Genomic DNA, 17,871 nt, shown 5'->3' with positions numbered 1-17,871 from the left:
GCTCACTCGGTGATGTCGAGGCGGCCGTGGACCGCGGCGATCGCGTCGGCCATGTCGCCGCCGTTGATCTCGCTCAGGCGGTCGGCATCAAGTTCCTCGAAGTCGGGTGCTCGCGTCAGCCGGATGTCGCGGTATTGTTCCCCGGCTTCCACCAGCTGGCGGGCGTAGCGACCGTTGCCGGCGATGTCCAGCGCGGGTTTGCCGCGCACATTCCGCTGGCTCAGCAGCTTCGCCGCCTCCAGCAGGATATCGGCCGCCTCCGTGCTCAGCGACGAATCATTGGACTTGGCAATCACTTTCGCGATCTCGAGAATTTCCTCAGGCGAGTATGACTCGAACTCGATGCGGGTGGCGAACCGGGACCTCAGGCCTTCGTTGGTTTCCAGCAGCCGATCGATGTCCGCACTGTAGCCGGCGATGATCACCACCAGCCGGTCGCGGTCGTTCTCCATTCGCGCCAGCAGGGTGTCGAGCGCCTCTTGCCCGAAGGGGTCGGTTCGCCCGTCGCGTTCCTGCACGAGCGCGTACGCCTCGTCGATGAACAGGACCCCGCCGAGGGCGCGATCGATGGTCTTGGTGGTCTTGACCGCCGATTGCCCCTCGTATTCGGCGACGAAGTCCTTGCGCGACGTCTCGATGAGCTTCGGCTCGCTGATAACGCCCAGTCCGGCAAGGATGTTGGCAACCACCCTGGCTATCGTCGTCTTGCCGGTCCCGGGCGGCCCGGTGAAAATCATGTGCTTGCTCGGTTGGGCGACTTTCATGCCGCGGGCGGCGCGCACCCGTGCCATCTGCGTCGCGGCGCGGTATCGCTCCACTTGGTCCTTGACCCGGGTGAGCCCGATCTGCCGCTCCAGCTCGGCTTCCGCCTCGGCGAGCAGCTTCTCCCGCCCGGAGGTGTCGGCGACGACGGTGGACGCATCCCAGGGATCGGTGCGGGCGGCGATCTGCTCCGCGCTGGTCGTCTGCAGCCGATAAGACGAGTCCTTCAGGGCGGCGGCTACTTTGGGCTCCGGGTGGGTGGTCTGCAGCCATTCCAGCAGCGCCACCGCCGCCTCTTCGTTCCCCTGGCCGCGACGCGTCATCGCCAGATACCAGGCGATGGCCCGAGCGCACGCTTCGCCCGCCGGCGAGGCGTTGGCCTCGGTGAGTCGGCGTTCGGCTTCGGTGAACAGCCCCAGGTTGGCCGCCGCCACGCCGTGGGCGACGCCAGCCGCGGCGGCCAGGAACGCGTCGGGCCACCGCGCGGCGCCCCTGATCTCGTCGATCACTTCGGTCCACCGCTGGGACTCGCCGTAGATCACCGCCTTGACCCAGGACACCAGGTGCTCGGCTCCGGTGGTCGGACAGTCCTCCAGCGCCTCCATGGCGTCCGCGTAATTGCCGTACGCGGCTTCGTTCACGGCGAATCCCATGGTGATCGCCAGCGGTGAGTTGACCGGATACGTGATGTCGCCATACATCCCGCCGATGGACACCCGGGCGCCGACGGCGTTCATCGAGACTTGCGCGGACCCCGCCAGCCGGCCGAAGTGCGTGCGCGAGTACCAGGCGCGAAACTGTGTCACCCGATCGGTGTCACCACAGCGGATGCGTCCGATCCATGCGTCGCAGGCCGATTCGTCGTAGTCCGTGATCTCGGTGAAGATGTCCAGGGCGCGCGGCTGCGAGATGGGCAGCATGCCGACCGCGCTTTCGAACAGGGCGGCAAGGTGATCAGTCACGTCGGTATTTCCAGGCTCGAAGCAAAGCGCGAGATCGCGCCGGGGACGGCGTCATTCATTGTCGGCCGCGTATCGGGCGGCGAACACCTCTGCCTGAGCCGCGTCGGCCTGTTCTGGGGTCGGCATGTGCATGTCGTGCTCCATGAAGCTACGGAGGAAGTCGCCGGCGTCCAACCCACTCTCGCTCAGTTCTGCAACGCCTTCCACCTGTGACGCGCTCTCCAACACGAACTTGTGCTGGCCGGCCAGTCCTTGCTGCCGAGCCAGGTCCGCAAGGACGAGTATCTCGTCGGCAAGCTCGGACTCGGTCATGCTGGTTGCCTTCGCAGACAGGTCCACCCTCTGGGTCCTACCGTCCATGAGAGCCGAAACCGACACCGTATCCAGGGGATTGGTCACCGTGAACAGCTGAAGCCCATCTTCTTCGCTCTCGTCCTCCTCGCTCACCTCGGCGACCGAGGCGATGGCGTCCAGCTCGCTGTCGGTGCTTCCGGCGTCGGAGGGCGCGAAGTCGTCGAACGCGTCGGCGGCTGACGCCTCGTCGTCGCCTTCGGCCACGGAGAAATCCAGGGCTTGCGAATCGGCGATGGCGTCATCGTCGGGGGACGACTCGTGGGAAGAGAAATCGAGGGCAGCGAGATCGTCGTGGTCGTCGTACTGCGGCATGAGTCCTTCTTTCTGAATTGTGTAGCGGCAGAGGTCAGCCCGTATGGTGTGAGGCGCCGGCGGCATCGGCGTGGTCGAACCAGGTGCCCGCTGGGAGAAACTCCAGCAGGCCGTCCAGCGCGCGCTGCAGGTTTTCCGGGGTGCCGGACAGGAAGCTCCCGTAGAGTTCGCCGCCGACGCGCCGGGGCAGCGACACCAGCCTGCCTCGCGCGGACTCGAGGACGCCCGCGGCCACGTCGGTGTGCGTGGACGTGCCGCCGGGGTGGCGCTGACCGGCAGTGATCTCCACCCAGCCGCTGGGGTTACCGATGATCTCGGCGTAGGCGCGGGCCGAGGCCGGAGCGAGGCCGTAGCCGGCCAACTGTGCAGCGGTGGTGCACCCGGCCAGCTCGGCCGCGATACCTGTCAGCGGTTCGACGCAGGCCGGCTCGGCGGTGCCCAGAACGGTGGTCACCATGCCCGCGAGGCCGACCTGCGGGGCCACCAGCTGCAGCACCAGCAGGTCGCCGTCTCGGGCCGCGACGACGTGCCGTTCTTCCTTGCGGCACACTGCAAATCGCACCATCGTGCCGCCGAGATCGCGCCGCCACCACCTGCCCTCCAGGCACCGATCGGGTCTGCTGAGGATGTCGGCCATCGCCGCCACCGTGGGGTGGGGCTCGCCGTGACTGCTCAGTACCCCTTGCGCGGTCAGATCACGCCGGACCTGCTCCCACACGAGGTTGCGCAGGTCCTCTTGCGGGATGTTCGGCCGGATCCCGAGCACCGTCGGGAATTCGGCCAGGTGCAGGGAATCGGCGATCGCCAGCATGCCGTCGATGGTCACCTCCACACCGACAACGTCGTCGACAAGGCCGGTGTGACCGGCGGCGAGGGGACCGGACATGATTATTTGTCAAGTACTTGCTTATTGATGTTCACGCCCAAGTCGACGTCAACGCCCTCATACGCCAGCTTGGCGGCGCGCAGTTTTTCGGCGAGTGAGTGAGCGGCCGCCGAAATCTTTCCGCACGCGGCGCTGCGTACGACCTCGGCGTCTGAAACCGCTCCATTGGAAACGCCACTGATAACGCCCTGATATAGCCATACATTGGTGCCCAGACCGGAGGTTGCACCGGCCGCTTCGCTGGCCTTACTTGATGCCGCGTCCTGCTTCTTTGCGTATTTTTCCAAATTCTCCGGTACGACCACGAGATTTTTAGGCATTGGTCAGTCTCCTTGGCGGGGAATTTCGCTTGTCGCGGGGCACGGGACTCTCGGATTTCGATGAGCGAGTGGCATCAGAGAACACGCTCGGTCCTGTCGTGCTCCTGTTCGTCGCCGGCGTGAACATCGGCAACTGTGATGGGTGCACGCTCGCCGTGCGCCGTGCCCGCGGCCGCTCCGCCTTCGTCGGCGGCCGCGTCTTCTTCCTTGGCGTCGGCCTCCTCGACGGGCGCCGCCGGCGGCTGGCCCGCCCCCTGTCCCATCTGGGCGAACTGCTGCACCGATTGCATCGTCTGACTGACCGACTGGTTGACCTGGTTCATGGGCTGCGAGAGGCCCTGGGCCCAGGCGGCCGACGTCTGTGCCATGCGGGCCATCTGGGCGGCGCTGGGCACCGTGATCGACGCGGCCGGTGCCGCCGGTGCCGCCGGTGCTTCCGGGGTCTGCGGCGCCTCCGGGGTCTGCGGCGGCGCCGCCGCCACCGCGGCGGGGGTTCCGGACTCGCTGAGCACGTTCACGAGTTCGCGCTGCGTCCGGGGAACGCCGGCGCCGGCGGCGTTGGCCAGCGAGCTGATGGTCGGCGTCGCGGTGAACTCCGACAGGCCATCGGAGATGGCCGTGAAGCTGCCGACGGTGGTCGTCTCGGCCGTCTTGCCCTGCATCGCCTTCAGTGTTCCTTCGATGCTGCCGAAGTCCCCGGACATGTCATTGACGATGCTCGTGCCCAGCGTGTCGTATTTGGTGATCGTTACTTGCAGCTGGTTGGAAACGCTCATCGAATTGGAAAGCGTCAGCATTTCCATGGCGAAGACCGCCGCTCCCACCGCGAACGCTGCAACGATCTGAAAGGCCAGCGAGAGTTCGGCGCCGATGATCGGGACCGCGTACAGCGCCAAGGCCGGAATGTAGGCAGCGATCAGCGCCAGCGTCGAATATGAAATGCACATATTCGCCTTTTTCACGGAGTCGGCCTGGTTTATCACGTAGCCTTGCAATTCTTTGTCCAGGGCTTCCATGGACTGCACGAAATTCTGCAACTTGGTGACCATATTGACGTAGGCGTCCGCTGAGTCACCGCTCCAGTCTCGACTGTCCGGAAGCGCTGCCTCCAAGGACTGCTGGACATTTTCCAGTTGTTCTTTGGCCACATTGATGCAGCTCGCTCGCTCGTCCCCGAATCCATTGAGTAATGCCACCAGGTTGATAGCGAGCATCATCGCGTCGATAATGTAGGTCGGGGTCGGCAGGCCCGCTTTTTTAGCGGCGGCCTCTGTCGCCTTCTTGAAAGCCTCGCTTGCCTGCCTCTTGAATAAGGCTTCCGCAACTTTTCCGCCGAGCGCGAGTCCGTTCACCAATGAACCGGCCCAGTCGCCCTTGAGGCCATAGGTCACCGAGTCTTTGCCTCGCTGAACTCCGGTTACGGCGGCGGTGATCCAAGCCATGCCCGTGCTTCCCTTCGCAGTCGCGGGTCCGTGCACCGATCCTGGGTACGGTAGGTCGAGCGTAACAGCGCGCCGATGCCCGCGATGCACGAATTTTCGCGCATGCCAGGGGTTTCGGGAGGCGCGACGCATGAACGCGGCCGTGAAGATGGCCGTGCGATTGCTGTTCGGTGAACGATTCGGGTCGGCCGGCCCGGGGACTCGATCGATGCGGCCGAGCGGTGCGTCGCGCGCAACGGCGGTGCCCGCGGTTCGGAGTCAGCTCGCGCGCCGGAAAGCGCGCCGGAATGACGGGGGAGCGCGCATCACTAATGGGGGACCCGCGAATTTGGACCAAAAAAGCGTTGAAATCTTTTAGCCGATATGGCTGATCAATTTCTCGATCGCGTCCGCCGCATCGGCAGGCAACGGTTCCTCGGATTCCGCGCGCAGGATCACTTCCTCGGGCAGTCCGGCCGCCTGCGCCGTCTCCGAAGTGGAGAGGTTCGCGCGCCGCCGCGTCGCGTACAGCCGCTGCGCGAGGGTGGCGCCCGCGGCGTTCGCGCTGAAAGTCATCAATTCGTCGTACTGACGGCGCACCGTGCTCAGCGCCCGGATGAGGTCGGGCGTCATCCCACTGATGCGGGTCGCTCGGACCGCAATCGCCTCCAGCTGGCGTAGGTCGATGAGGATGGGCGTTGCCCTGGCGGTGAACTCGGGATCGTCGACCGGTGGCAACGCCGCGATGGCCAGGCTGCAGCCGTCCACGGCCGCCACGACCGCCTGGGCGATCAACGATCCCGGCGCCTCGGCGTCCGGGCCGGTCTCGGGAACGTCATCGGGGGGCGGGACCGGCGCGGTCGCGCCGGGCGGAATCGGGTCGCCGCGACGGACCCGCTCGATGGTCCCGGCCGGCCACCGCAGGACCTCCTCGAGTTTGGCCCGGGTCCGCTTGCGAGGCCAGCTGCGGCCTTTTTCGAACGCGATCAGCGCCCCGGCGTTGATGATCCCGTCGGACGCGAGACTGCGCTGACTGATGTCGAGTTCGCGGCGGCGGGCGGCCGCGGCGGCTCCCGCGCGAACCAGCCCCGGATCGGAGTCGCTTGGCATCCTCGATGAGTTCCTCGGTCGACGGCAGCGGGGCGGGCCTTCCGCCGCGACGATTCTAACCGTCGCATCCACCGAGCCATAGCGGTTATCGCTACGTTTGGTGAGTCGCACGGCGAATCCGGTCACCCCCAACCGCCAGATCGCTACGGATGTAGCCGGAAGGCGACGCTCGGCGGACGAACGGCCACGAGCCGCCTTTGAATTTGCTGTCGACACACCCGGGCGTGCCCGCGGAGCGGGGTGGCGCCGTGGGCGGGCGATCGCATGGCCTGCTGCCCCCAAGAACGACGCCCGTTTGCGAACGCGGCACCGCACGGCCAGCTCCCGTTCATCTGGGCGATAAGCAGGGAAGATTCTGCGGCGCCCCGCGGCCGGGGAGCGCCCGGATAGGACGCGGCCGCGCATCGGGTGTGCCATCCTTGGCTATGGCGCCGCAGCGCTCTGCGGCGCCTCGGGGGGCATCCATCGGAAGAGCGATGCTTGCTGGAGGAACGTGGGCAATGACAGCCACGGTTGAGTACTGGTTTTCGCAAGGTGCCTGCACCCGAGACCCCGATCGCTGGACCACTGATCCCGATGACGCCGCAAAGGCGCTATGCCGGGCATGCCCGCGCCGGTGGCCGTGCGCCCGGGATGCGTGCGAGCTGCCGGGCGCGGAAGGCTTGTGGGCGGGCGTGTTGATTCCGGAAGGCGGACGAGCCCGGGCCTTCGCATTACGACAGCTGAAGTCGCTGGCCGAACGCAACGGGTACCCGGTGCGCTACCAGAATGTGCCACCCCGATCGGCGTGATTCTGCCTGCCGTCGGCGAGCGACCGAGGCGTCGCATCGCCATTCCGTTGCAGACAACCAATAAACCGTTGCAATGCGACAGTTACTCCTCTACGCTTCGGGATGAGTGGACCGCGCAAATGCAACGCTTCCGGAGGAGTGAGATTCATGACGGCACCTGCCCTGCACAACATCCCGCTCGGCGTGTGCACGCGGGACCCCGACCGGTGGACGACCACCCCTGACGCCGAGTCGAAGGCGCTGTGCCGGGCGTGCCCGAGGCGCTGGCAGTGCGCCCGCGATGCGGTCGAGTCGCCGGGTGCCGAGGGACTGTGGGCGGGCGTCGTGATCCCGGAGGGCGGCCGACCGCGGACCTTCGCCCTGCGCCAGCTGCGGTCCCTCGCCGAGCGCAACGGATATCCGGTGCGCCAGTCCGCGAAGTCGGCTTAAGTCACAAGTACTCGCGTCCCAAGTGGGTGGCGTTCGTATTGCACGACGTGTTCGCCGTCCTGTTTGACGCCACTGCCGAGACCGTGGGGCGCCCTAGCGACACCTGCCGCCAGCTGGTGCGGCGCGCGCGGGAATTCCGTGGCCGTGAATCCGCCGGATCAGTCCGAGTTGTCGGGGGTGGGCCGGTCGCGGGTGCGCTCCGGTCGCGCCGCGAAATATCCCGCGACGGTGGCCGTCACCTGGAGAAACCGGTGTCGCGTGGCCCGGGCCATCTCCTGCTTCACGTCGATCACGCCGCCGGGCCGCAGATGCGGATCGAACGGCACTTCGACCACCGGCTGGCCATGGTCGACGAATTCGCGGGCCAGCAACGCCCGGGTGCGCTTGTCGGCGTGCCCATCGGAGTCGTTGAGGACGACGATGGTGTTCTGCAGCAGCGTGGACAGCGCCTGATCGGCTAGCCACTCCATCGTCCTCGCTGCGGCCGACGCACCGTCGGCCCAGGGCGAGGACACCACGATCAGCGCGTCCAGGTCGCGCAGGGCCTCCTGGGTGACCGGCGCGTCCATCGTCGAGCCGCAGTCGATGACCGAGATCGTGAAATGGCGGTCCAGCCGTAGCGCGGCCTCGCGGTAGATCGCGGAATCGAGCACCCGGCGTGGTCCCGACGGCGGTTCACCGCCGAGCACGTAGAGACCGGCGGAATTGCGGCCCAGGCGCCCGACCACGTCACCGAACGACCTCAAGTTCTTGTCCGCGGTCAGCTCGAAGAACGAGGCGGTGGACGCGGGATCGATTCTGCTGCTCAACCGGCCGAAGGCGGTGTCGGCATCGATGGCCACCACGTGGTCTTGCCTGCGCAGCTCCGCGAACAGCGAGCCGACGCTGGCGGCCACCGACGTCTTGCCCACGCCGCCCTTGCCCAGCACGCCGACTTTGTAGTTGCCGCGCAGGGGCGTGCGGATGGCCGCCTCGTACTGGGCTTCTTGCCGTTGTGCCGGCGAGGGGCCCAGCTTGACGAGCCCAAAGGTGAGGACCCGCACTAGGCGGCGCCAACCGCGGTCCGCCGGTTCCGCGGCGGACGCGGGGACCGGCGCGACCGGGCCGTCTGCGGGCGGGGGCGGAGGTGCTGCGGCCCGCGGCGGAGGGGCGTGCGGTGCAGGGGGCCCCGGAGGCGGCGCCGCGGGGTGGCGGGCCTGGGCGGGCGGTGCCGCGGGTCGGGGCGGCGGCAGGGGCCGCGGTGGGGCGGCCGCAGGTGGGGCGGCCGCGGACGGGGGAGGCCCGTAAGCACCCCGGGGCGGGGCGGTGGGGCGCGGCGCTGGCGGTGCCGGTGGGGCGGGCTGTACGCGGTTCCGCAGGAAGTCGTCGCGCTCGTTCATGGGCTCCTCGGCTGCCGGGCGATTGGTCGTCGCGTGCGGTGGCCCGACCGCAAAGACCCGCCACGTGACGAGCCCCACGGTCCAACCGCCGACGCCTGATGCGGACCAGTATCGGTCCAGTATCGAGTACACGCCGCCGCAGGGCCTCCGCCGCCGCCGCGCAAACTTCTGGCTGCCAAAAGCGCCGCCGGCGCGACACCCGCTGAGCACGTGATGGGGCGGCCCGGAAACGTGAGTGTCACCTCCCGCCGCAGCTGCAGCAAACTCGCGTGGGCGGCGGCGGGGCGTCCGGGCCGGGGGTGCTGCACCGTTGGCGAACAGGTTATCAGCGGCTGAACAGCAGGTCGACGGCGTTGCGGCGGCCGGGGCGCCACGAATTTACGGCGGTGCCAACTGGCAGCTAGACTTGAGGAAGTTGGCATGTCAGGCGGGTAGTGTCATATCGTTTTACGACTTGTCGAGACAGATTCCAGGCCACCGTTCAGCGCTGCACGGACCAAGCTCGAACCGGATCTTCTCCGCCTGGGGGACAGCCTACAGACAAGACCGAAGGGGCCTTAGCCCGCAACCTCAGGGTGCGGCCCCGCCGGAGCCGCTCATAACGGCAGCCGAGAACTTCTGGTGAAGGGTCAGGTGGCAAATGACGCCCAAGCGCGCCGGGTTGTACAACCCCGCGTTCGAGCACGACGCGTGTGGTGTGGCCATGGTCGTCGACATGCACGGCCGCCGCAGCCGCGACATCGTCGACAAGGCGATCACCGCGCTGCTCAACCTGGAACACCGGGGCGCCCAGGGCGCCGAGCCGCGCAGCGGTGACGGCGCCGGCATCCTGATCCAGGTCCCGGACGCGTTCCTTCGCGAGGTCGTGGATTTCGAGCTGCCCGCCCCGGGTGACTACGCCACCGGGATCGCGTTCCTGCCGCAGTCGGCCAAGGATGCCGCGGCCGCCTGCGCGTCGGTCGAGAAGATCGTCGAATCCGAGGGCCTGCAGGTGCTCGGCTGGCGCAACGTGCCCATCGATGACTCGTCGCTGGGCGCGCTGTCCCGGGATGTGATGCCAACGTTCCGGCAGGTCTTCCTGGCGGGTGCTTCCGGCATGACGCTGGAGCGCCGCTGCTATGTGATCCGCAAGCGTGCCGAGCATGAACTCGGGACCAAGGGCCCGGGCCAGGACGGCCCGGGCCGCGAAACCGTCTATTTCCCAAGCCTTTCCGGGCGGACGCTGGTCTACAAGGGCATGCTGACGACCCCGCAGCTCAAGGCGTTCTACCTTGACCTGCAAGACGATCGGATGACGAGCGCACTGGGTATCGTGCATTCGCGGTTCTCCACCAACACCTTTCCTTCCTGGCCGCTGGCCCACCCCTTCCGCAGGGTGGCCCACAACGGGGAGATCAACACCGTCACCGGCAACGAGAACTGGATGCGGGCCCGCGAGGCGTTGATCAAGACCGACGTCTTCGGTGCCGACGTGGAGAAGTTGTTCCCGATCTGTACGCCTGGAGCCTCGGACACCGCGCGCTTCGACGAGGCTCTCGAACTGCTGCACCTGGGTGGGCGCAGCCTGGCGCACGCGGTGCTCATGATGATCCCCGAGGCGTGGGAGCGCAACGAGGCGATGGACCCGGCTCGACGGGCGTTCTACGAATACCACGCTTCGTTGATGGAGCCCTGGGACGGACCGGCGTCGATCACGTTCACCGACGGCACCATCGTCGGCGCCGTGCTCGACCGGAATGGCCTGCGGCCCTCACGGATCTGGGTCACCGAGGATGGCCTGGTGGTGATGGCCTCCGAGGCCGGTGTGCTCGACCTCGACCCGACCAAGGTGGTCCGCCGGATGCGGCTGCAGCCGGGCCGGATGTTCCTGGTGGACACCGAGCAGGGCCGCATCGTCGCCGACGAGGAGATCAAAGCCGAGCTGGCCGCCGAGCATCCCTACCAGGAGTGGCTCGACAAGGGCCTTGTCCCGCTGGACAAGTTGCCCCAGGGCGACTACGTGCGGATGCCGCACGAGCGAGTCGTCAAGCGGCAGTTGGCATTCGGCTACACCTATGAGGAACTCAACCTGTTGGTGGCGCCGATGGTGCGCACCGGCGCCGAACCGATCGGCTCGATGGGCACCGACACCCCGGTCGCGGTGCTCTCGCAGCGCCCGCGGATGCTCTACGACTACTTCCAGCAGCTGTTCGCCCAGGTGACCAACCCGCCCCTGGACGCCATCCGGGAGGAGGTGGTGACCAGCCTGCAGGGCACCACCGGCGGGGAATGCGACCTGCTCAACCCGAACGAGGCTTCCTGCCGTCAGATCCTTCTGCAGCAGCCGATCCTGCGTAACCACGAGCTCGCGAAGCTGGTCAACCTGAATCCGGACGACAAGGTCAATGGGCGCGCACATGGCATGCGCTCCAAGGTGATTCGCTGCCTGTATCCGGTCGCCGAGGGCGGTGCCGGATTGGCCGCCGCGCTGGAGGACGTGCGCGCGCAGGCGTCGGCCGCGATCGCCGAGGGTGCGCGGGTCATCATCCTGTCCGACCGCGAGTCCAACGAACAGATGGCTCCCATCCCGTCGTTGCTCGCCGTGGCCGGAGTGCACCACCACCTGGTGCGTGACCGCACGCGCACCCAGGTGGGCCTGGTCGTCGAGACCGGCGATGCCCGCGAGGTGCACCACATGGCGGCGCTGGTCGGCTTCGGAGCCGCAGCGATCAACCCCTACCTCGTGTTCGAGTCGATCGAGGACATGCTGGACCGCGGCTTCTTCGACGGCCTGGACCGCAACACGGCCCTGAACAACTACGTCAAGGCCGCGGGCAAGGGCGTGTTGAAGGTGATGTCGAAGATGGGCATCTCTACGCTGGCCTCCTACACCGGCGCCCAGCTGTTCCAGGCGGTCGGCATCTCAGACGACGTGCTCGACGAGTACTTCACAGGGCTGAGCTGCCCGATCGGCGGCATCACGCTCGAGGACATCGCCACCGACGTCGCCGCCCGCCATCGGCTGGCCTACCTGGATCGCCGCGACGAGCGCGCGCACCGCGAGCTTGAGGTGGGCGGGGATTACCAGTGGCGCCGCGAGGGCGAGTACCACCTGTTCAACCCCGAGACGGTGTTCAAGCTTCAGCACGCCACGCGCACCGGTCAGTACAAGATCTTCAAGGACTACACCCGCATGGTCGACGACCAGAGCGAGCAAATGGCTTCGCTGCGCGGCCTGCTCAAGTTCCGTGGCGGTGTGCGCCCGCCCGTCCCGATCGAGGAGGTCGAGCCCGCGAGCGAGATCGTCAAACGCTTCTCCACCGGGGCGATGAGCTACGGCTCGATCTCCGCCGAGGCGCACGAGACGCTCGCGATCGCGATGAACCGGTTGGGCGCCCGATCCAATAGCGGTGAGGGCGGCGAGGACGTCAAGCGTTTCGAGCGCGATCCCAACGGGGACTGGCGCCGCAGCGCGATCAAGCAGGTGGCCTCGGCCCGGTTCGGAGTGACCTCGCACTACCTCACGAACTGCACCGACATCCAGATCAAGATGGCGCAGGGCGCCAAGCCCGGTGAGGGTGGCCAACTTCCGGGCCACAAGGTGTACCCGTGGGTCGCCACTGTGCGGCACTCGACGCCGGGTGTCGGTCTCATCTCGCCGCCGCCGCACCACGACATCTACTCGATCGAGGACCTGGCGCAGCTGATCCATGACCTGAAGAATGCCAACCCGGCCGCGCGGGTGCACGTGAAGCTGGTCTCGGAGAACGGAGTCGGCACGGTCGCGGCGGGGGTCTCCAAGGCGCACGCCGACGTGGTGTTGATCTCGGGCCACGACGGCGGCACCGGCGCCACCCCGCTGACCTCCCAGAAGCATGCCGGGGCTCCGTGGGAGCTGGGTCTGGCCGAGACGCAGCAGACGTTGCTGCTCAACGGGTTACGCGATCGGATCGTGGTCCAGGTGGATGGCCAGCTCAAGACGGGCCGCGACGTGATGATCGCCGCGCTGCTGGGCGCCGAGGAGTTCGGCTTCGCCACCGCACCGCTGGTGGTGGCCGGCTGCATCATGATGCGGGTGTGCCACCTGGACACCTGCCCCGTCGGGGTGGCCACGCAGAACCCGCTGCTGCGGGAGCGGTTCACCGGCAAGCCGGAATTCATCGAGAACTTCTTCATGTTCATCGCCGAAGAGGTTCGAGAATACATGGCGCAGTTGGGCTTCCGCACCCTCAACGAGGCCGTCGGCCAGGTCCGGGCGCTCGACACCACGCTGGCGCGGGCGCATTGGAAGGCGCACAAGCTGGACCTGACCCCGGTGCTGCACGAGCCCGAGTCGGCGTTCATGAACCAGGATCTGTACTGCAGTTCGCGCCAGGACCACGGCCTGGACAAGGCTCTCGATCAGCAGCTGATCGTGATGAGTCGCGAGGCGCTGGATTCCGGTAAGCCGGTGCGGTTCTCGACCACGATCAGCAACGTCAACCGCACGGTGGGCACCATGCTGGGGCACGAGCTGACGAAAGCGTACGGCGGCCAAGGCCTCCCGGACGGAACCATCGACATCACGTTCGAGGGGTCGGCCGGTAACAGCTTCGGCGCCTTCGTACCGAAGGGCATCACCCTGCGGGTCTACGGCGACGCCAACGACTACGTCGGCAAGGGCCTGTCCGGTGGCCGGATCGTGGTGCGGCCCTCGGACAACGCCCCGGACGGCTATGTCGCCGAGGACAACATCATCGGCGGCAACGTGATCCTGTTCGGTGCCACCAGCGGTGAGCTTTACCTGCGCGGCGTGGTCGGCGAGCGGTTCGCGGTGCGCAACTCGGGCGCCCACGCGGTGGTCGAGGGCGTGGGTGACCACGGCTGTGAATACATGACCGGCGGCAAGGTCGTCATCCTCGGACATACCGGCCGCAACTTCGCGGCGGGCATGTCGGGCGGGGTCGCCTACGTGTACGACCCCGACGGCGAATTTCCGAAGAACCTCAACACCGAAATGGTAGAACTCGAGACCCTCGATGAAGACGACGCAGAATCGCTGTGCGGCATGATCCAGGCGCACGTCGACGCCACCGATTCCGCGGTGGGACAGCGGATCCTGGCCGACTGGCACGGGCAGCGGCGGCACTTCGCCAAGGTCATGCCACGTGACTACAAGCGGGTGCTCCAGGCGATCGCCGAGGCGGAGCGCGACGGCGTGGACGTCGACAAGGCCATCATGGCGGCCGCGCATGGCTGACCCGACCGGCTTCCTGAAGTACACGCACCGGGAACTGCCCAAGCGCCGACCCGTCCCGCTGCGCCTGCGCGACTGGCACGAGGTCTACGAGGAGTTCGACGACGAGACCTTGCGCGAGCAGGCGACCCGCTGCATGGACTGTGGTATTCCCTTCTGCCACAACGGGTGCCCGTTAGGCAACCTGATCCCGGAGTGGAACGACCTGGTGCGCAGGGGCCGGTGGAACGACGCGATCGAGCGACTGCACGCCACCAACAACTTCCCGGACTTCACCGGGCGGCTGTGTCCCGCGCCGTGCGAGCCGGCGTGCGTGCTGGGCATCAACCAGGATCCGGTGACGATCAAGCAGATCGAGCTGGAGATCATCGACCACGCCTTCGACGAAGGCTTCGTGGTGCCACTACCCCCGGACGTGCTGACCGGGAAGAAGGTCGCCGTGGTGGGCTCGGGCCCGGCCGGTCTGGCCGCCGCACAGCAGCTGACCCGTGCCGGCCACGCCGTCACCGTCTTCGAGCGGGCGGATCGCATCGGTGGGCTGCTGCGCTACGGCATCCCGGAATTCAAGATGGAAAAGCGGGTCCTCGACCGGCGTCTGGAGCAGATGCGTGCCGAGGGCACCGAGTTCCGCGTGAACGTCAACGTCGGCGTCGACATCACCGCCGAGCAGCTGCGCGCCGACTTCGACGCGGTGGTGCTGGCGGGCGGTGCGACCGCATGGCGGGACCTGCCCGTTCCCGGCCGGGAGCTGGACGGCATCCATCAGGCGATGGAATACCTGCCCTGGGGTAACCGGGTGCAGGAGGGTGATGACGTGCTCGGGGAGGACGGCGAGCCGCCGATTACCGCCAAGGGTAAGAAGGTCGTCATCATCGGCGGTGGCGACACCGGGGCGGACTGCCTGGGTACCGCGCACCGGCAGGGCGCGATCGCCGTGCATCAGTTCGAGATCATGCCGCGGCCACCGGAATCCCGCGCGCCGTCCACGCCGTGGCCGACCTATCCACTGATGTACCGCGTGTCCTCCGCGCATGAAGAGGGCGGCGAGCGGATCTTCTCGGTGAACACCGAGGAGTTTGTCGGCAAGGATGGGCACGTCACCGCGCTGAAGGCGCACGAGGTGACGATGGAGGACGGCAAGTTCGTCAAGGTCGAGGGTTCCGACTTCGAGATCGAGGCCGACCTGGTGCTGCTGGCCATGGGATTCGTGGGCCCCGAGAAGGAAGGCCTGCTGACCGAACTCGACGTCAAGTTGACCGAGCGCGGAAACGTGTCCCGCGGCAGCGATTTCGACACGTCCGTGCCGGGCGTCTTCGTTGCCGGGGACATGGGCCGGGGCCAGTCCCTGATCGTCTGGGCGATAGCTGAGGGTCGCGCCGCGGCCGCCGCGGTGGACCGCTACCTGATGGGCGCCACCGCACTGCCCGCGCCGGTCAAGCCGACCGCGGTGCCGCTTCAGTAGTCACATCAGTCACACCAGAAACACGGCGCGATTCCTTCGGCGCGTCTGCCATAGTTTGCCAGGGGGCGGGTGTCTAATTGACCGCTGTGGGCTTCACGCCACAGAGGCCCCGGCCGAACGGACCGTCGCAGGAGTGGTCACCGTGCATATGAATCCATTACATCGATCGCGGGTGGGGCGAATGGCCTGGTCGTGGCTCCGTCATCCGGTGAAGAGTCGCGAGTTTCCCGCCAAGCACGAACGCTTGGTAACCGCCGAAGAGCTCTTGCTCTTCGGGGTGTAGTCACCGGCGCCCGCGTCGACGCCTGGACGGTGCATTTTGCTCGGTGTGGAAAACAGCGTTGTCCGCATGTCAGGTGCCTCAGTGTTGGGGCGGCCGGACGACCATCGCGCTCTGCCCCTTGAGAGCCCCCGGATCAGACGGTGATGCCATAGGTCTTGAGCTTGCGGTAAAGGCTCGAGCGCGACATCCCCAGGTGCGTGGCGGCGGCCATCCTGTTGCCGTTGGCTTCCTGTAAGGCGGCCACGATCGCGTCACGTTCGGCCGTCTCCAACGGGGTCAACGTATGCCGGGGTGCGGTCTGACAGTGCCCGGGCAGATCGGAAGCCTGGATCTCGCCGACCGGGCGGCGATGCAACGCATGCACCAGTGCTTCGCGCAATTGCGTGATGTTGCGCGGCCACGAATATCGCGAAATGAGACGTTGGGCGTCGGGGCTCATGCGCACCTTGCGGTCAGGGGCGATGCCACGCAGTAACGCCGTGGTGATGGCGGGCAAATCGTCAGTGCGGCAACGCAGTGGCGGCACCGTGATCGCGATCTCGAAGTGGTGCAGCAGTTCTCGCACCGGCAGCTCGGCCGCCGCCGACGAATCCGAACCCGTTGCCACGATCCACACGGGCCCGTCCAGCGATTCCACCGCCGAGAAGTAAGCCTCCAGGCACCGCACACTGTCGGCACCTGCCTGGTCGATGTGTCGAATGATGTGCAGCGTGGGTTCCCGCGGGCACCCCGCCAGCGACGTGATGCCCGACGGCGGCCCCCCGCCATTGAGTTGCACCGCATCGAGCGAGATGCTGCGCGCCTCCGGGTAGACGGCGTGGAACAGCTCGGCCACCAGCGTGAACTTGCCGACGCCCGGCTCGCCGAGCACCAGGGCCGGCTTGGCTTGACCGAGCGCATCGCGCAGCTCGCCGACCGCTCGCATCCAGGCCGGCGCGGTGCCCCCCGCGAGGGAGTCGCGCGACCGAGACAGCTGGTCGACGATCTGCGAGGTCTGCGGTGCCGCCATCGCAATAGGTGGCAGTTGCTGCTCGCTGAAATCACGCGGCGAGCTGGGTTGGTGCGCGGTGACCAGCTCCGCGACCACCACCATGCCCGCCACCTCAGAGCCGGCGATGATACGGATTCCGCGGATGTGGACCAGCCGCTGCCCTCCTGGCAAAGCCAAGGTGTCGCTGGCCCGGTCGTTGCGGGCCATCAGGAATGTTGCGTGCTCGCGCAGTGTGCGTTGTTCGTTGGGGTCGAACAGCTGCTGGGCAGCGGGATTTGCCACGAACACGGAGTCTCCGAATGCAAAGACGGCTTCGCGGGGCGAGCGCGCGGTGACCCTCAGGTAGGTCTCGAAGATGGCACGTTGCGACTGGCCCCGGTCGAGCAGGAGATTGCGCCCGATGTCTTTCGCCGCGCTATTGGCCAGGGTGTGCATCAGGGGACTCCACGCGTCCGACAGCGTCGAAATGTCGAGTACACCCTCGACGCGCCCGGTAATCGGGTCGATCACCGGGGCTCCGGTACAGGCGAACAGGTGCAGGTTCTCGCTGAAGTGTTCGGGACCCACCACACTGATCGGTTGGCCCGCCTCGAACACCGTGCCGATACCGTTGGTGCCCATCGTCGACTCGGAGTAGTCGAAGCCGGGTGCCAGGTCAACCCGGTCGAGCAGACGTGCCACCGCGGCGGAGCTGTCGATCCGTCGCACGACCCGCGCCTTGCGGTCGGTCAAGGCGATGACCAGCGGCATGTCGGCGGTATCGGTCTCGAGCTGCTCCAGCACTGGACGTGCGCAACGCACCAGGAGCGATCCGGTATCGAGGTCGTCGGTGAACACACTGTTGGGGCTGGACACGTCCACGCCGGCGGCCTGACTGCGTTCCCACGAGGCCACTACCATGTCTGACACGCCCGCGGCCCCCGCACTGCCGTATTCAAGAAAGTCCGCACGGGCAGCAGCGACCCGCAGCATCCGGCCGGGGTTATCGGGCATCGCGGACTCCTGGTGCTGGATGACGTGTCGTCATCACTACGTCACGCCCAGTTTAAGGAGAGCGGGGTCACATCCAGGGTATCGGCCAGTGTCCCATTTTGGGACAGCCCTCAGGCGTGAGACCGCGGCAATGTTCTTGCCCAGCGATGTGGTGCACAACACAGGCGCTAACGAATCTGAAACGTGAAACGCGAAACGGAG

General features: G+C 67.1%; 12 protein-coding genes and 1 pseudogene. 5 read left to right on the top strand and 8 right to left on the bottom strand.

Annotated elements, in window-relative coordinates:
- Positions 1–2: 2 nt before the first annotated feature.
- From eccA to G6N56_RS16490, 6 genes are all read right to left on the bottom strand, one after another.
- Positions 3–1,724: a type VII secretion AAA-ATPase EccA gene (gene eccA, locus G6N56_RS16515; RefSeq protein WP_085254133.1), complete on the bottom strand. Its 1,722-nt coding sequence runs from the start codon at positions 1,722–1,724 to the stop codon at positions 3–5.
- A gap of 51 nt (positions 1,725–1,775) precedes the next feature.
- Positions 1,776–2,390: a hypothetical protein gene (locus tag G6N56_RS16510; RefSeq protein ID WP_085254184.1), complete on the bottom strand. Its 615-nt coding sequence runs from the start codon at positions 2,388–2,390 to the stop codon at positions 1,776–1,778.
- 34 nt (positions 2,391–2,424) lie between these two features.
- Complete coding sequence (locus tag G6N56_RS16505; protein ID WP_085254132.1) at positions 2,425–3,276, bottom strand: ESX secretion-associated protein EspG; 852 nt, start codon at positions 3,274–3,276, stop codon at positions 2,425–2,427.
- 2 nt (positions 3,277–3,278) lie between these two features.
- Positions 3,279–3,596: an ESX-1 secretion-associated protein gene (locus G6N56_RS16500; RefSeq protein WP_085254131.1), complete on the bottom strand. Its 318-nt coding sequence runs from the start codon at positions 3,594–3,596 to the stop codon at positions 3,279–3,281.
- 74 nt (positions 3,597–3,670) lie between these two features.
- Positions 3,671–5,038 carry an EspA/EspE family type VII secretion system effector gene (locus tag G6N56_RS16495; protein WP_085254130.1) on the bottom strand — a complete coding sequence of 456 codons (1,368 nt, stop codon included), beginning with the start codon at positions 5,036–5,038 and terminating at the stop codon, positions 3,671–3,673.
- A gap of 354 nt (positions 5,039–5,392) precedes the next feature.
- Positions 5,393–6,127 (bottom strand): transcriptional regulator, encoded by a 735-nt coding sequence (locus tag G6N56_RS16490; protein ID WP_085254129.1) that lies wholly within the window; start codon positions 6,125–6,127, stop codon positions 5,393–5,395.
- A 500-nt stretch (positions 6,128–6,627) separates the two neighbouring features.
- Here G6N56_RS16490 and G6N56_RS16485 point away from each other — a divergent pair, with 500 nt between their 5' ends.
- From G6N56_RS16485 to G6N56_RS28445, 3 genes and pseudogenes are all read left to right on the top strand, one after another.
- Entirely contained in the window at positions 6,628–6,918 is a 291-nt protein-coding gene (locus tag G6N56_RS16485) for a WhiB family transcriptional regulator (RefSeq protein ID WP_085254128.1), read from the top strand.
- 147 nt (positions 6,919–7,065) lie between these two features.
- A complete protein-coding gene (locus G6N56_RS16480) occupies positions 7,066–7,347 on the top strand; it encodes a WhiB family transcriptional regulator (RefSeq protein ID WP_085254127.1) in 282 nt (93 codons plus the stop codon).
- A gap of 26 nt (positions 7,348–7,373) precedes the next feature.
- Positions 7,374–7,523 (top strand): annotated as a pseudogene (locus G6N56_RS28445) (RNA polymerase sigma factor SigI); the annotation flags it as partial.
- On the opposite strand, the gene G6N56_RS16475 reads toward G6N56_RS28445, so the two are convergent.
- Positions 7,506–8,726, bottom strand: coding sequence for a MinD/ParA family ATP-binding protein (locus G6N56_RS16475; protein ID WP_180150353.1), 1,221 nt, complete (start codon positions 8,724–8,726; stop codon positions 7,506–7,508). The pseudogene G6N56_RS28445 and the gene G6N56_RS16475 overlap by 18 nt on opposite strands.
- A 640-nt stretch (positions 8,727–9,366) precedes the next feature.
- Here G6N56_RS16475 and gltB point away from each other — a divergent pair.
- Positions 9,367–13,944: a glutamate synthase large subunit gene (gltB, locus tag G6N56_RS16465; protein ID WP_085257433.1), complete on the top strand. Its 4,578-nt coding sequence runs from the start codon at positions 9,367–9,369 to the stop codon at positions 13,942–13,944.
- Positions 13,937–15,403 (top strand): glutamate synthase subunit beta, encoded by a 1,467-nt coding sequence (locus tag G6N56_RS16460; RefSeq protein ID WP_085257432.1) that lies wholly within the window; start codon positions 13,937–13,939, stop codon positions 15,401–15,403. The genes gltB and G6N56_RS16460 overlap by 8 nt, the downstream gene beginning before the upstream one ends.
- Positions 15,404–15,819: 416 nt before the next feature.
- Here G6N56_RS16460 and G6N56_RS16455 read toward each other — a convergent pair whose 3' ends face one another.
- A complete protein-coding gene (locus G6N56_RS16455; RefSeq protein WP_085257431.1) occupies positions 15,820–17,670 on the bottom strand; it encodes a sigma-54-dependent Fis family transcriptional regulator in 1,851 nt (616 codons plus the stop codon).
- Positions 17,671–17,871 lie beyond the last annotated feature (201 nt).

The organism is Mycobacterium saskatchewanense, assembly GCF_010729105.1.
Classification (GTDB): Bacteria; Actinomycetota; Actinomycetes; order Mycobacteriales; family Mycobacteriaceae; genus Mycobacterium; species Mycobacterium saskatchewanense.
The sequence above is the reverse complement of the archived record's forward strand: the minus strand, read 5'-3'. Positions and strand labels throughout refer to the sequence as shown.

Bases quoted from the DNA above. Each gene is read 5' to 3' on its own strand.
- G6N56_RS16490 (WP_085254129.1), bottom strand. From the start codon at position 6,127: ATGCCAAGCGACTCCGATCCGGGGCTGGTTCGCGCGGGAGCCGCCGCG.
- gltB (WP_085257433.1), top strand. From the start codon at position 9,367: ATGACGCCCAAGCGCGCCGGGTTGTACAACCCCGCGTTCGAGCACGAC.
- G6N56_RS16480 (WP_085254127.1), top strand. From the start codon at position 7,066: ATGACGGCACCTGCCCTGCACAACATCCCGCTCGGCGTGTGCACGCGG.
- G6N56_RS16475 (WP_180150353.1), bottom strand. From the start codon at position 8,726: ATGAACGAGCGCGACGACTTCCTGCGGAACCGCGTACAGCCCGCCCCA.
- G6N56_RS16485 (WP_085254128.1), top strand. From the start codon at position 6,628: ATGACAGCCACGGTTGAGTACTGGTTTTCGCAAGGTGCCTGCACCCGA.
- G6N56_RS16505 (WP_085254132.1), bottom strand. From the start codon at position 3,276: ATGTCCGGTCCCCTCGCCGCCGGTCACACCGGCCTTGTCGACGACGTT.
- G6N56_RS16495 (WP_085254130.1), bottom strand. From the start codon at position 5,038: ATGGCTTGGATCACCGCCGCCGTAACCGGAGTTCAGCGAGGCAAAGAC.
- G6N56_RS16455 (WP_085257431.1), bottom strand. From the start codon at position 17,670: ATGCCCGATAACCCCGGCCGGATGCTGCGGGTCGCTGCTGCCCGTGCG.
- G6N56_RS16500 (WP_085254131.1), bottom strand. From the start codon at position 3,596: ATGCCTAAAAATCTCGTGGTCGTACCGGAGAATTTGGAAAAATACGCA.
- G6N56_RS16460 (WP_085257432.1), top strand. From the start codon at position 13,937: ATGGCTGACCCGACCGGCTTCCTGAAGTACACGCACCGGGAACTGCCC.
- G6N56_RS16510 (WP_085254184.1), bottom strand. From the start codon at position 2,390: ATGCCGCAGTACGACGACCACGACGATCTCGCTGCCCTCGATTTCTCT.